This is a genomic window from Streptomyces malaysiensis subsp. malaysiensis, assembly GCF_040653035.1.
Classification (GTDB): Bacteria; Actinomycetota; Actinomycetes; order Streptomycetales; family Streptomycetaceae; genus Streptomyces; species Streptomyces malaysiensis.
Genome location: NZ_JBEZNG010000005.1, coordinates 117,967 through 132,880, shown reverse-complemented (window position 1 = coordinate 132,880; position 14,914 = coordinate 117,967). Strand labels below are relative to the sequence as shown.

Annotated in this window: 9 protein-coding genes; 5 read left to right on the top strand and 4 right to left on the bottom strand. The window is 70.6% G+C overall.

The features are described from left to right. The first annotated feature begins 9 nt into the window (after positions 1-9). Positions 10-1,773, top strand: a complete 1,764-nt coding sequence (thiC, locus tag AB0E24_RS12480) for a phosphomethylpyrimidine synthase ThiC (protein WP_069861149.1) — start codon at positions 10-12, stop codon at positions 1,771-1,773. Positions 1,774-1,905: 132 nt separating this feature from the next. On the opposite strand, the gene AB0E24_RS12475 is transcribed toward thiC, so the two are convergent. The 4 genes from AB0E24_RS12475 to AB0E24_RS12460 form a co-directional block, all read right to left on the bottom strand. Next, positions 1,906-2,673, bottom strand: coding sequence for a BRO-N domain-containing protein (locus tag AB0E24_RS12475; protein WP_359377026.1), 768 nt, complete (start codon positions 2,671-2,673; stop codon positions 1,906-1,908). 241 nt (positions 2,674-2,914) lie between these two features. Next, positions 2,915-3,763 (bottom strand): hypothetical protein, encoded by an 849-nt coding sequence (locus tag AB0E24_RS12470; RefSeq protein ID WP_100806774.1) that lies wholly within the window; start codon positions 3,761-3,763, stop codon positions 2,915-2,917. A 191-nt stretch (positions 3,764-3,954) separates the two neighbouring features. Beyond that, on the bottom strand, positions 3,955-5,151 hold the full coding sequence (locus tag AB0E24_RS12465) for a metallophosphoesterase (RefSeq protein WP_435865271.1): 1,197 nt from the start codon (positions 5,149-5,151) through the stop codon (positions 3,955-3,957). 231 nt (positions 5,152-5,382) lie between these two features. Then, complete coding sequence (locus AB0E24_RS12460) at positions 5,383-6,483, bottom strand: LacI family DNA-binding transcriptional regulator (protein ID WP_079152833.1); 1,101 nt, start codon at positions 6,481-6,483, stop codon at positions 5,383-5,385. Positions 6,484-6,887: 404 nt separating this feature from the next. Between AB0E24_RS12460 and hisC the strand changes: the two genes are divergently transcribed. The 4 genes from hisC to cydD all read left to right on the top strand — a co-directional run bounded on the left by hisC (position 6,888) and on the right by cydD (position 14,815). Then, on the top strand, positions 6,888-7,967 hold the full coding sequence (gene hisC, locus AB0E24_RS12455) for a histidinol-phosphate transaminase (RefSeq protein ID WP_069861139.1): 1,080 nt from the start codon (positions 6,888-6,890) through the stop codon (positions 7,965-7,967). A gap of 203 nt (positions 7,968-8,170) precedes the next feature. Then, positions 8,171-9,760: a cytochrome ubiquinol oxidase subunit I gene (locus AB0E24_RS12450; RefSeq protein WP_359376541.1), complete on the top strand. Its 1,590-nt coding sequence runs from the start codon at positions 8,171-8,173 to the stop codon at positions 9,758-9,760. 26 nt (positions 9,761-9,786) lie between these two features. After that, positions 9,787-10,788, top strand: coding sequence for a cytochrome d ubiquinol oxidase subunit II (cydB, locus tag AB0E24_RS12445; RefSeq protein ID WP_283885780.1), 1,002 nt, complete (start codon positions 9,787-9,789; stop codon positions 10,786-10,788). 19 nt (positions 10,789-10,807) lie between these two features. Then, complete coding sequence (gene cydD, locus AB0E24_RS12440) at positions 10,808-14,815, top strand: thiol reductant ABC exporter subunit CydD (protein ID WP_359376539.1); 4,008 nt, start codon at positions 10,808-10,810, stop codon at positions 14,813-14,815. Positions 14,816-14,914 lie beyond the last annotated feature (99 nt).

The window sequence follows — 14,914 nt, the reverse complement described above, 5'->3', positions numbered from 1 at the left end:
GTGGGTCTCATGACTCAGCAGGATGCACAATCGCGCGCCGAAAAGGCTGAATTCGGCTGGCATAAGGGATATGTCGCGGGTTCGCGCCCGGACCTCCGGGTCCCGGTCCGCCGAGTGCACCTCACCAACGGCCAGGACGTGACGCTGTACGACACCTCCGGCCCGTACACCGACCCCAACATCGAGACCGATGTCCGCCGCGGCCTGGCGCCGCTGCGGCAGAACTGGATCATCGCCCGCGGCGACACCGAGGAGTACGCGGGCCGCCCCGTCCGCCCCGAGGACGACGGGATCAAGCACACCTCGCCCCGCGGCGGACTGCGCAACCTCGACGCGGTCTTCCCCGGCCGTCCGCGCCAGCCCCGGAGCGGACGGCCGGGCGTCCCCGTGACCCAACTCGCCTATGCGCGGCGGGGCGAGGTCACGGCGGAGATGGAGTACGTGGCGATCCGTGAGAACGTCTCCCCCGAGGTGGTCCGGGAGGAGATCGCGGCGGGCCGCGCCGTGCTCCCGGCCAATGTCAACCACCCGGAGATCGAGCCGATGATCATCGGCAAGCGGTTCCTGGTGAAGGTCAACGCCAACATCGGCAATTCCGCAGTCACCTCCTCCATCGAGGAGGAGGTCGAGAAGATGACCTGGGCGACCCGCTGGGGCGCCGACACGGTCATGGATCTCTCGACCGGCCGCAACATCCACACCACCCGCGAATGGGTGCTGCGGAACTCCCCGGTCCCCATCGGCACCGTGCCGCTCTATCAGGCGCTGGAGAAGGTCGACGGCAGGGCCGAGGAGCTGACCTGGGAGATCTACAAGGACACGGTCATCGAACAGGCCGAGCAGGGCGTTGACTACATGACCGTCCACGCCGGAGTCCGGCTGCCGTACGTCCCCCTGACCGCCCGCCGCAAGACCGGCATCGTCTCCCGCGGCGGCTCCATCATGGCGGCGTGGTGCCTGGCCCACCACCAGGAGTCCTTCCTCTATACGCACTTCGAGGAGCTGTGCGAGATCCTCGCCGCGTACGACGTCACCTACTCGCTGGGCGACGGACTGCGCCCCGGGTCGATCGCCGACGCCAACGACGAGGCCCAGTTCGCCGAGTTGCGCACGCTCGGCGAGCTCAACCGGATCGCCAAGGAACACGGCGTCCAGACGATGATCGAGGGGCCGGGCCATGTCCCGATGCACAAGATCAAGGAGAATGTCGACCTCCAGCAGGAGGTCTGCGAGGAGGCCCCCTTCTACACCCTGGGCCCCCTCACCACCGATATCGCCCCCGCCTACGACCACATCACCTCGGGCATCGGCGCTGCGATGATCGCCTGGTGGGGCACGGCGATGCTCTGCTACGTCACCCCCAAGGAGCACCTGGGCCTGCCGGACCGCGATGACGTCAAGACCGGCGTGATCACCTACAAGATCGCCGCCCACGCGGCCGACCTGGCCAAGGGCCATCCGGACGCCCAGGCATGGGACGACGCGCTCTCCGACGCGCGCTTCGAATTCCGCTGGGAGGACCAGTTCAACCTGGCCCTCGACCCGGACACGGCCCGCTCCTTCCACGACGAGACCCTCCCGGCGGAGCCGGCGAAGACAGCACACTTCTGCTCGATGTGCGGGCCGAAGTTCTGCTCGATGAAGATCTCCCAAGACATCCGCCGTGAGCACGGCGGCGCGATGGACGCGGCGGAAGCCGAGGCCGGTATGGCGCAGAAGTCCAAGGAGTTCGCGGCAGCGGGCAATCGCGTGTACCTGCCGCTCGCGGACTGAGCCCGGACGCGTAGGCCGAAATCGCGGGTGGAGTCCGGCAAAGCGGCGCCCGCGGATTGAACCAGGCGATACGCTGCGAGGCGGGTCCGAAGCCGCAACGTCTTTTTGCGACTTCGGACCCTCAGCGTGCCGCTACGCGGGCGGAAGGTCAGCCACGTAGATCGGGTTCCCGCTGTCCGTCATCCCGTTCTGACGGATGCAGCGGTGCTTCTGGAGAAAGCGCAGACAGTCGTGCACCCGCTGCCGAGTGAGCCCCGTCTTGGTCGAGAGCGTCTCCAGCGAGTGGCCGACCTGGCCGGCTTCGGCCAGCGTGGGAAGGATGTAGACGGCCACCGCCCACACGTCCTCGGTGATGCTCAGCCGGTCCTTCCACTGTGCGAACAGGTTCTCCGTCCTGAGCCTCAGCTCCCGCTTGTCCGCCTCGGGCTCAGCGCCCGGTCGGCAGCCCAGCGCGTCGAGGATCTGTGACCACGCCTGCTCGGACCGGTGCAGGGACTCCAGTACCTCCGTATGGAAGCGTTCGGTCCGCATCTCCAGTCGGACGATCGCGTCCATGAGCTCGCTCGGTGGAGTGGGGCGGGAGATCTCGGAGACCTCCAGCGCGTATGAGCCCTCGCGTTGGACGGTGGCGATCACTCTGGAAACCCACTGTTTGAAGGGCAGGCACGCGGGCTTGGTGCAGCCGTTCACGAGCTGAATCAGCCCTTGCAGATTCACCAGATGCAAGTCTCGGCGCCACTCCCTACCTGCTGGAATGCTGAGACCGTAACGTGAGGTTACGTTCTCGAGCGTAGACTTTCCGCCAGCTTGTACATGGTCCGCCAACGCCTTTCGCGGGTTGGTGTGGCCGAGTTCCGCGCAGACGTCGACCGTTGGGAACCAGTGCTCGCCGTCCGGCATGGTCAGTCGGCGAAGCCGGGCCCCCGTGGCCGCGTAGACGAAGTCGTTGACGTCCATGGCGTCGTGCCGAGCGGACGGGCCCGGCGGTGTGTTGTGTTTGCGCATCGCGCATCACCTCCACTGACGGACGCTAAACATCACCGCCCATCAATTCCCCCGAATAGGCGGAAGTTCGCTCGATAGGATGGTAAGCGATCAATCCGAGGGCGAACCGCCCATCAGTGCTAATCCGGCACCCGTGCTAATCCGGCTGGTGCTCCGGTCCGCCGTAGTCGGGGCTGGTGTAGTCCGGGCTGCTGTAGCGGGGGCGGGCCTTGGGGCCTTCGCCGTCGGTGCTGAAGCCGGGGCGGCTGTAGCCGAGGTGCGGGGTGCGGCTGACCGTCTCGGGGTTGATCGGGACGTAGGCCGAGGGGGACGGGGCCGAGGGGTTGGCCAGGGCCTCGTGGAGGAACGGCAGGATGCCGCGCTCCAGCAGGGCCTGGCGCCAGACCTCTCTGGCGCGGTCCACCTCCTCGAGCCGCTCGCTGCGCGCCTCGCCCCGGATCGCGCTGGAGCCGTTGCGCAGCGCCGTCAGCAGCAGTCCGATGCCGGCGATCAGGATGCCCGCGGCGGTCAGCGCGGCGAAGAGCCAGCCCGCGGTGACCATCGGCCCGGCGATGGAGGGCGCCGGATCGAGGACGTTGAGGATGTAGCCGACGAGGAGAAAGATGATCGCGGCGGTGCCGGCGAGCACCGGGGCCAGCACCGCGAGCATGGCGAAGAGCCCCGCCCCCGTGGCGTCCTGCATCGCGCCGGCGAGCCCCACCGTGCCATCCGGCTGCTCGCGCTCGCCCACGTCCCCGGCGAGCGGGAAGAGCGGCGCGGGCTCGCGCAGTTTGGCGCGAGTTTCACGGTAGTCCTGATATTCGGCGGCGGCGCATGCCGCTATCGCTGCCGAGGCGCCGAGCGCCATTGTGCGCAGCTGCTCGGCGGTGAGCCGCTGCCCGGCACCGGTGAGGTCCGGGCGGCGGTCGGTGGTGCGCAGTGCCTCGTCGAGAACCCGCTCGAACTCCGGGCGGTCCTCGGTCAGCAGGTGCGGAGCGCTTTTCATGGTGCATCCCCCGATGCTCCGTAAGGCCGTGACACCCGGCTTTCGCCGGGCAGTCGGGCGGAAACGGAGGAGAGCCTGCGACGGATAAGCCGATGGTAGAGCCGATCCGGCGTGGGGTGACAGCAAGTTTCGTGAATTGCTCCCGCGTCGGTGAAGCTCTCTATCTGCCCCGGACAGCGCTCGCTGAACCCTCAGTTCGCCAAGGGAAGTTGCACGACCAGCAGTTTTCCGGCCATCGTGATGCCGCCGTCCATGGCCACGGCGAGATTGTCCGCGTAGACATGCGGGCCCTCGACGGTGGGCGCGCCGCCGTCCTCGTCCTCGGAGCCGACCTCGCCGAGCAGATACGGAATGGGGCTGTGGCCGTGGACGACGCGCTCCCCGCCGTAGGTGTCGAGCAATTCGCGGGCCGCCGTGGGCCCGGAGTCCTCGTCGCGGAAGGCGAACCGCTTGGTGAATTTGCGGAACAGGTCCCAGCACTCGTCGGCGTCGCTGCGCTGGAGGGTCTCGGTGACGGTGTCGTTGACGGCCTCGATCGAGTCGCCGTACTCCAGATAGGCGGTGGTGTCGGAGTGGACCAGCAGATGGCCGTCCTCCTCCGCCATGGCGTCCAGCCGGGACATCCACTGGAGGTGGTGGTCCTCGAGCCGCTCCATGTCGGTGCGCTGGCCGCCGTTGAGCAGCCAGGCCGCCTGGAAGGAGGCCGTTCCGGCACCGGAGTTGACGGGCGTGTCGCCGAACCGCTTGGCGCCGATCAGCAGCAGCTCGTGATTGCCCATCAGCGCCTTGCAGTAGCCGCCCGCCGCGGCGGCCTCGGCGGACAGCTGCATGACCAGGTCGATGACGCCGATGCCGTCGGGGCCGCGGTCGGTGAAGTCGCCGAGGAACCACAACCGGGCGTTGCCCGCGGACCAGTTGCCCTTGGCGTCGATCAGGCCCTCGGCGGCGAGCGCCTCGCGCAGCTCCTCGTGGTAGCCGTGGACATCGCCCACGACGTACAGCGGGCCGGGCCCCTCGTCCTGGGAGAGCGGGCCCTGCTCGGGCTCGGGCACCGGGGTGAGCGCCACGGTGGGGCGGTCCTGCGGCGGGACCAGCGGGGTGTCCGGGATGGTGTGCCCCGGGCCCATGACCGGGAGCCGCTCGGTCGGGGTGTACTCGGCGGGCGGGGGCGTGGTGGGCGCGGGCGCCCCGGGAGCCGGCGCCTCGGGCGCGGGCGCTGGCGCCGGTACGGGCGCGGCGGGGCCCGGCGCGGTGGGCGCGGGCCCGGCCCCGGGCGGTACGGCCCCGGGCGCGATCATGCTGGGCGGAGTGGACGCCCCGTACGCGGGCACGAGCGGGATCGCAGCCGTGGTCCCTGCCGTGGCTTCCAGACCGGCCCCCTGAGTCATCGACCCCTCCACCATCACGCCGCCGTGCCACCTTGTGGACCTTGCCTGGTCGACGGCGGTCCGCGGTGTCGTCCGCCCATCATAGGAATGACCGTGAGGGCTTGTGACGCACCAGGGTGCCGTCAATCGCTGCTCGCTCCTGCTTGGTCGGACTTTTATCCCGGATTGGCCCAGTAGGGGAAGCCCATTGGCCTCAGGTCCTCCTCGGGTCATCCTTGAGTCACCCTCAGGTCAGCCTCCGGAGCGGCTGCGCGGGGCGCTGACCGTCGTACGTGGCGGACGGCGCTGTGACGACGTCCGCACCATCAATTCGGTGGGTATGACCTGTTCAACGGGCTGGTCGCCGTCAAGGCCCTCGATGGCGTCGATGAGTAACTGTACGACCGCCGTGCCGATCCGGCGGGGTTTGAGTGAGAGGGTCGTGATGGGCGGCTCGGTGGTCCGGTAGACGGTCGATTCGCTACAGCACACCAGCAGCAGATCGTCCGGGACGCGCAGCCCATAGCGGCGGGCGGCGGCGAGCAGGTCGGTGCCGTTGGGGTCGAAGAGGCCGTAGACCGCGTCGGGGCGGTCCGGGCGGGCGAGCAGCCGGTCGGCGGCGACGGCACCGGCACAAGGATCGTGGGCCGGGTACGCCTCATAGACCGGATCCTGTCCCACCCGTTCGCACCACTGGAGGTACGCAGTGGTGGACAGGCGGGTGTAGGTGTCGGTGGAGGTCCCGGTGAGCAGCCCGATCCGGCGGGCGCCGGCCTCGGCGAGGTGGTCGAGCAGTCCGAGCACCGCCGCCTCGTGGTCGTTGTCGACCCAGGCGGTGACCGGGAGGGAGCCGGCCGGGCGGCCGTCGCTGACCACCGGGATGCCCTGGCGCAGTAGCTCGGCGACGACCGGATCGTGGTCGGAGGGGTCGATCACCACGGTGCCGTCGAGGGCGACGTTGGACCACACGTCGTGGCGTGAGGTGGCGGGGAGGATGACGAGGGCGTAGCCGCGCGCCAGCGCGGCGGAGGTGGCGGCCCGCGCCATCTCGGCGAAGTAGGCGAACTCGGTGAAGGTGAAAGGTTCATCCCCGTACGTGGTCACGGTCAGGCCGATGAGGCCGGACTTGCCGGTACGGAGGGTGCGGGCCGCTGCGGACGGGCGGTAGCCCAGCCGCTCGGCGACCTCGCGGACATGGCGGCGGGTGGCCTCCGGAAGCCGTCCCTTGCCGTTGAGCGCGTCGGAGACGGTCGTGATCGAGACCCCGGCGGCGGCGGCCACGTCCCGGATGCCCGCCCGCCCTAACCGGCGGCCGGTCGACCGGCTCACCTGGTGCTTCCCTGCTGCTGTCATGGCCAGCCGATAGTAGGGCGCGGGTGGGAGGGTTGCGCGATTCCGCCATCGGTATTCGGAAGGCACGTTTCTGCATGAGCGCCTTCCCCAATTCCCTTGGAAGTGAAGCCAGTTGGGGGTTCCACCGGGCCTCTGGACGCCCCTGGCATATCCACACCTGCTGATTGATACATGTCTCGAAGAGGTCTCAACTCACCTGCACGAGTGATGCGCGCCACGGCGCTCGCCACGGGCGCACGCGGAAAAGTGGGGCGCTCCCCCCGGTGGGTACGCGGGCGCCGGGGGCGGGTACGCGGCTCCCCCCGGCGGGTACGCGAGACGGGGGAATCCTCATAAGGTGTGCAGTATTGCCGTGTGCGAATGCTGTGCACGGCCGGGACAGGATGGGTCGAGGAGGACTGTCGGTGACCGAGAAGAGCCCCAAGCTGCGCGCCGCGCTGGACGGCATTCCGACGTACAAGCCCGGTAAGCCGGCCGCCGCGGGCGGCCCCCTGGCCTTCAAGCTGTCCTCCAACGAGAACCCCTATCCGCCGCTGGCCGGGGTGCTGGAGACCGCGGCGAACGCCGCCGCCTCCTTCAACCGCTACCCGGACCTCGCCTGCACCGCGCTGATCGCCGAGCTCGCGAGCCGCTTCGATGTGCCCCTGGAGCATCTGGCCACCGGGACCGGCTCGGTCGGTGTCGCCCAGCAGCTGGTCCAGTCCACGGCCGGACCGGGCGATGAGGTGATCTACGCCTGGCGGTCCTTCGAGGCATATCCGATCATCACTCAGATCGCCGGTGCGACGGCGGTGCAGGTGCCGCTGACCGATGCCGAGGAGCACGATCTGGAGGCGATGGCGAACGCCATCACCGACCGCACTCGGCTGATTTTCGTCTGTAATCCCAACAACCCGACCAGCACCGTGGTGCGCCGCGCCGAGCTCGAACGCTTCCTGGAGCGGGTGCCGTCCGACGTGCTGGTGGTGCTGGACGAGGCGTACATCGAGTTCATCCGGGACGACCGGGTCCCCAATGGCATCGACATCTACCGCGACCGGCCGAATGTGTGTGTGCTGCGCACCTTCTCCAAGGCGTACGGCCTGGCCGGGCTGCGGGTCGGCTTCGCGATCGCCCATGAGCCGGTGGCGGCGGCGGTGCGCAAGACCGCGGTGCCGTTCGGCGTGAGCCAGCTCGCCCAGGACGCGGCGGTGGCCTCGCTGCGCAGCGAGGACGCGCTGCGGGAGCGGGTGGACGCGCTGGTCACCGAGCGGGGCCGGGTGTGGGAGGCGCTGACCGCCCAGGGGTGGACGGTCCCGGACTCCCAGGCGAACTTCGTCTGGCTGCGGCTGGGGGAGCGCACGGCCGACTTCGCGGTGGCGTGCGAGGCGGCGGGCGTGGTCATCCGTCCGTTCCCGGGCGAGGGGGTGCGGGTGACGATCGGCGAGCGCGAGGCGAACGAGATCTTCCTGCGGACCGCGGAGGAGTTCCGCAAGGAGCTCTGAGCCGCGCGGGGCGGCCGTCCGCGGGGCCGCCAAGGGGGCATCGGCCCCGCTGCGAGGTGCGAAGGATATCCATACGTGCCGCATTCGCCCCCTCCCACCCCCCTGGTGGGAGGGGGCGAAGCCGTGTGCGTATCATTGCTTGTGAATGTGAATACGTTCACAAGCTCGTCCGCGAGCAGGCACGACCGTAAGGAGAGATTCAGGTGAATCTGGCTCTGGCGCCGGAGACGCTGGCCCGGTGGCAATTCGGCATCACAACGGTCTACCACTTCCTCTTCGTGCCGCTGACGATCTCTCTTGCCGCGATCACGGCGGGTCTGGAGACCGCCTGGGTCCGTACGGGCAAGGAGAAGTACTTCCACGCCACCAAGTTCTGGGGCAAGCTCTTCCTGATCAACATCGCGATGGGTGTGGTCACCGGCATCGTGCAGGAGTTCCAGTTCGGTATGAACTGGTCGGACTACTCCCGCTTCGTCGGTGATGTCTTCGGCGCCCCGCTCGCGATGGAGGCCCTGCTGGCCTTCTTCTTCGAGTCCACCTTCATAGGTCTGTGGATCTTCGGTTGGGACAAGCTGCCCAAGAAGATCCACTGCGCCTGTATCTGGATCGTCGCGATCGGCACGATCCTCTCGTCGTACTTCATCCTCGCCGCCAACTCCTGGATGCAGCATCCGACCGGCTACACCATCGACAAGGCCACCGGAAAGGCCCAGCTCACCGACATCTGGGCGGTGCTGACCCAGAACACCACCCTCGTCGTGGTCTTCCACACCCTGACCGCGGCCTTCCTCACCGGCGCCGCCTTCATCATCGGCATCTCCTCCCTCCATCTGCTGCGCGCCAAGCGCCTCCGGGCGCGCGGCGAGGAGCTGGGCGAGGGGCGGAAGAAGCAGATCGGGGCGATGCGGACCTCGCTGCGGGTGGGCCTGGTGGTCGCGGTCATCGCCGGGCTCGGCACGGCGATCAGCGGTGACCAGCTCGGCAAGGTGATGTTCGAGCAGCAGCCGATGAAGATGGCGGCCGCCGAGGCGCTCTGGGAGACCCAGGCGCCCGCACCCTTCTCGGTCTTCGCCGTCGGCGATGTCAGCAAGGGGCACAACAGCGTCGAGCTGGAGGTCCCCGGGGTGCTCTCCTTCCTGGCGCACAGCAACTTCACCGACTCCGTCCCCGGGATCAACGACATCGCCCAGCGGGAGGCCGACGCCTACGGCGGTCAGCCCGATGACTACATCCCCAGCATCTTCATGACCTTCTGGGGCTTCCGGCTGATGATCGGCTTCGGGATGACCTCGTTCGTCGCCGGGCTGATCGGGCTGTGGACGACCCGGCGCAAGCTGTGGCTGGCGCCCGCCTTCCGCACCGGCGAGGACGAGGTGCCCCGGCTCATGCTCACCAAGAAGCGTGAGATGGCCCCGCTGCTGTCCACCTGGTCCTGGCGGATCGGCATTCTCACCATGGGCTTCCCGCTGATCGCCAACTCCTTCGGCTGGATCTTCACCGAGATGGGCCGTCAGCCCTGGGCGGTCTACGGGCTGATGAAGACCGCCGACGCGGTCTCCCCCGGGGTCGGCCGGACCGAGGTGCTGATCTCGCTCGGCGTCTTCACGCTGCTGTACGGGGCGCTCGCGGTGATCGAGGTGCGGCTGCTGGCCAAGTACGCCAAGGCCGGACCGGACACCGACGAGAAGCCGCCCGCCAAGGACCCGAAGCTGCGGCTGCCCTCGGGCGGTCCGGTCGGCGGGGGCGCCGTCGAGGACGAGGACGCCGACAAGCCGCTGACCTTCGCATACTGACGGCCGGAGAGGATCGGGAGAGGATCATGCACCTTCACGACTTCTGGTTTCTGCTGATCGCCGTCCTGTGGACGGGCTACTTCTTCCTGGAGGGCTTCGACTTCGGCATCGGCGTACTGACCAAGCTGCTCGCCCGCGACCGCACCGAGCGCCGGGTCCTGATCAACACCATCGGGCCGGTGTGGGACGGCAATGAGGTCTGGCTGATCACGGCGGGCGGGGCGACCTTCGCCGCCTTCCCCGACTGGTACGCGACGCTCTTCAGCGGCTTCTATCTGCCGCTGCTGGCCGTCCTGGTCTGCCTGATCCTGCGCGGTGTCGCCTTCGAGTACCGGCACAAGCGCCCCGAGGACCGCTGGCAGCGCAACTGGGAGCAGGTGATCTTCTGGTGCTCGTTGCTGCCCGCGTTCCTCTGGGGAGCGATCTTCGCCAATCTGGTGCACGGGGTGCCGATCGGCCGTGACGGGAACTACGCGGGCGGTCTGACGGATCTGATCACGCCGTACGCCCTGCTGGGCGGGGTGGTCACGCTGGTGCTGTTCACCTTCCACGGCGCCGTCTTCGCCGCGCTCAAGACGGATGGGGACATCCGGACGCGGGCACGGCGGTGCGCGGCCCGGCTCGGCCTGGCCACCGTCGTGGTCGCGGTGCCGTTCCTGGTCTGGACGCAGGGGGACAGCGGGAACGTGTCCAGTCTGGTGGCGGTCGCCATCGCCGTCCTGGCGCTGGCCGCGGCGCTGATCATGAACCAGCGGGGGCGTGAGGGATGGGCCTTCACACTGTCCGGGGTGACCATCGCGGCCGCCGTCGCGATGCTCTTCCTGGCCCTCTTCCCCGATGTCATGCCGTCCTCGCTGGACCCGGAGTGGAGCCTGACCGCGGCGAACGCCTCCTCAAGCCCCTATACGCTCAAGATCATGACCTGGGTCGGGGTCATCATGATGCCGCTGATCATGGCCTACCAGGCGTGGACGTACTGGGTCTTCCGGAAGCGCATCGGCACTCGGCACATCCCCGCGGCCCACTGACGCGGGTGCGGTGTTTCACGTGAAACCAATCGACCCCCGGCTGCTGCGGTACGCACGGGCCACCCGCTTCTTCCTGGCCGCCTCCGTGGCGCTGGGCCTGGCCGGAGCGGGGCTGGTCATCGCACAGGCGATGCTGATCGCCGAGATCGTGGTGGGCGCCTTCCAGCACGGCGACGGTGTGCGGGCGCTGACGCTTCCGCTGGGGTTGCTGGCCCTGGTCGCCGTCGGCCGGGCGGTCGTCTCCTGGCTCACCGAACTGGCCGCCCATCGGGCCGGTGCGGCGGTCAAGTCGGAGCTGCGGCTGCGACTGGTGGAGCGGGCCGTGCGGCTGGGGCCGAGCTGGCTGGACTCCCGGCGGACCGGTGAGCTCACCACCCTCGCCACCCGGGGCATCGACGCCCTGGACGACTACTTCGCACGCTATCTGCCCCAGTTGGGGCTGGCCGTGGTGGTACCGGTGGCGGTGCTCGCCCGGATCGTCACCGCGGACTGGATCTCCGCGCTGATCATCGTCGCGACGCTGCCGCTGATCCCGCTGTTCATGGCGCTCATCGGCTGGGCCACGCAGTCCCGGATGGACCGTCGATGGCGGCTGCTGTCCCGGCTGTCCGGGCACTTCCTCGATGTCGTCGCCGGGCTGCCGACCCTCAAGGTCTTCGGCCGGGCGAAGGCCCAGGCCGCCTCGATCCGCGCGATCACGGCCGACTACCGGCGGGCCACCCTCAAGACGCTGCGGCTGGCCTTTCTCTCCTCCCTCGCCCTGGAACTGCTCTCCACGGTCTCGGTCGCGCTGGTCGCGGTCGACATCGGAATGCGGCTGGTGCACGGCGAGATGGACCTCTACACCGGGCTGGTGGTGCTGGTGCTCGCGCCCGAGGCGTATCTGCCGCTGCGGCAGGTGGGTGCGCAGTACCACGCGGCGGCGGAGGGGCTGACGGCGGCGGACGAGGTGTTCGCGGTGCTGGAGCGCGAGCCCTCGGAGGCGGGCGGTTCACCGGCCCCCGACGCCCGGGGCGCCGCACTGGCGCTGGACGGGCTGGTGGTCCGTCATCCCGGACGTGCCGAACCGTCCCTCGCCCGGACCTCGTTCGAGATCCGCGCGGGTGAGACGGTCGCCGTCGTGGGCCCCAGCGGTGCCGGGAAGACGACCCTGCTGAACGCCGTGCTGGGCTTCGCTGCGCCACACGAGGGCCGGGTGCTGATCGGGGGCCGGGACCTGGCCTCGCTCGACCCGGAGAGCTGGCGGCTCCAGATCGCCTGGGTGCCCCAGCGCCCCTATCTCTTCGCCGGGACGATCGCCGAGAACGTCCGGCTGGCCCGGCCGGACGCCGACGACGAGGCGGTACGGACCGCCCTGCGGGACGCGGACGCGCTTGGCTTCGTCTCCGTCCTGCCGGACGGGATCGAGACCCGGCTCGGCGAAATGGGCGCGGGGCTGTCCGCGGGCCAGCGACAACGGATCGCCCTGGCTCGCGCCTTCCTGGCCGACCGGCCCGTACTGCTCCTGGACGAGCCCACGGCGAACCTGGACGGTGAGACGGAGGCGTCGGTCGTCGAGGCGGTGCGGAGGCTGGCCGAGGGCCGCACCGTGCTGTTGGTGGTCCACCGCCCGGCACTGCTTCCGCTGGCCGACCGCGTCCTGCGACTGGCGGGGCCGGAGGGTGGTGCCGGGTCCGGTGCCGGTGCCGGGGCCCCTGTGGCTGCTTTGCCGGCTGCCGGGCGCGAGACGGCGGGGGGTGGCGCGGGTGCGGCCGGGGACCTACGCACCGAGGCGTGCGTATCCGTGCGTCGGTGTGCAGAGGTGCGACTGTCCGAGTTGGAAGCGGCCGCGGGTGCGGGGCGGGCACGGGCTGATGTTCCCGGTGGCGCGCATGAGCCGATGGCGGATGCGGCCGCTGGCGCGGAGCGCACGCCCGCCGCCGTATCGGGCGCCGCGCAGGCGCCGACGTCGGATGCCGGGTGCGGCCGGGGGTTGGGCGAGGCGCGGGCCGGGTCGGATGGCCTGGTTGCGTCGCACGGTTTGGCCGTGCCGGATGCGGGTGCGGAGCGGGTACCGGCTGCTGTGTCCGGTGGCGGGCGTGGGCCGATGGCGGATGCCGGACGCGGTGGGCGGTTGGGCGAGGCGCGGCCTGGGCTGGACGGGACGGGGCTGGCTGCGGCGGATGGCCCGGTCGCGTCCGCTCGCCTGGCCGTGTCGCGCGGCTCGGTCTCGTCGTACCGGACCGGGGCACGTTCGCCGCGCGGTGTGTTGGCTCGGGTGCGGGTGGGGGCTCGTGGTGGGCGGGGGCGGTTTGGGCTGGCCCTGTTGCTTGGGAGCCTCGCTCTGCTGAGCGCGGTCGGGCTGATGGCCGTCTCCGGGTGGCTGATCTCGCGGGCCGCGCAGCAGCCGCCCGTGCTGTATCTGATGGTGGCGGTCACCGCGACCCGGGCGTTCGGGATCGGGCGGGCCGTCTTCCGTTACGCCGAGCGCCTCGTCTCGCATGACGCCGTGCTGCGGGTGCTGGCCGAGCTGCGGGTCGCCGTCTACCGGAGGCTGGAGCGGCTGGCGCCCGCCGGGCTCGGCCGGACGCGGCGCGGCGATCTGCTCTCCCGGCTGGTAGCCGACGTGGACGCCGTCCAGGACTACTTCCTGCGCTGGCTGCTGCCGGTCGGCACCGCGCTGATCGTCGGCGCGGCCTCGGTGGGCTTCCTCACCTGGGTGCTGCCCGAGGCCGGGGCCGTACTGGCGGCGGGGCTGCTGGTGGCGGGGGTCGTAGTGCCCGCCGTGTCCGGGGCGCTCGCGCGGCGGGCGGAGCGCCGCCTGGCACCGGCGCGCGGTGCCCTCTCGGCGCAGGTCGTCGATCTGCTCGCGGGTGCCGCCGAGCTGACCGTCGCGGGCGCGCTGCCGCGCCGGCTGGACGAGGTACGCCGCGCCGATGGGGCGCTCACCCGGATCGCCCGGCGTACGGCGGCCGCCGCCGGCACCGGTGCCGGGCTGTCCGCGCTGGTCTGCGGGCTGACCGTGGCGGCAGCGGCGTGGGTGGGGGTGCCGGCCGTGGCGGACAGTCGGATCCACGGGGTGTGGCTGGCGGTCGTGGTGCTGACCCCGCTCGCCGCCTTCGAGGCCGTCGCGGGGCTGCCGCTCGCGGTGCAGCACCGGCAGCGGGTGCGGCGGGCCGCGGAGCGGGTGTACGAGGTGCTGGACGAGCCGCTTCCGGTGCGCGAACCCGACGAGGCGCGGCGCGAGGAGGCGCCCAGCACGCCGTATCCGCTCGTACTGCGCGGGATCACCGCCCGCCACCCCGGGCAGTCCGCACCCGCCTTGGACGGGTTCGGGCTGGAGCTGCGCCCGGGGCGCCGGGTCGCGGTCGTCGGCCCATCGGGGGCGGGCAAGTCCACCCTCGCCCAGGTGCTGCTCCGCTTCCTGGACCCCGAGGGCGGCACCTACACCTTGGCGGGCCGTAACGCCGCCACCCTGGACGGGGACGCGGTACGGCGGCTCGTCGGCCTCTGCGCCCAGGACGCCCATGTCTTCGACAGTTCGCTGCGCGAGAACCTGCGGCTGGCGCGCCCCGGCGCGAGCGATGACGAGCTCCGCTCGGCGCTGGCCGGAGCCCGGCTGCTGGACTGGGTGGACGGGCTGCCGGACGGCCTGGACACGCTCGTCGGCGAGCAGGGCGCACGGCTCTCCGGCGGTCAGCGGCAGCGGCTGGCGCTGGCCCGCGCGCTGCTGGCGGACTTCCCGGTGCTGGTGCTGGACGAACCGGCCGAGCATCTGGATCTGCCCACGGCCGACGCGCTGACGGCCGACCTGCTGTCGGCGACCCGGGGGCGCACCACTGTCCTGATCACCCACCGGCTGGCGGGCCTGGCCGCGGTGGACGAGGTGATCGTGCTCGACGGGGGCCGGGCCGTCCAGCGCGGGACGTACGAGGAGCTGGCCTCGGCCGACGGACCGTTCCGCCGGATGCTGGAGCGGGAGGACGTGGAGGGTGGAGTGCTGGTGGGGGCTGGGCGCCTGGGTGTCGGCAAGGTTCTGTGCGGTTGATGCTGTGGGGTCGGTGACGGCCTGGCCTGGCGCGGTGGGTGCCGGGCAGGTGTGGCCCTGGCGGGAGGACGACGTGGAGGGTGGAGTGCTGGTGGGGGC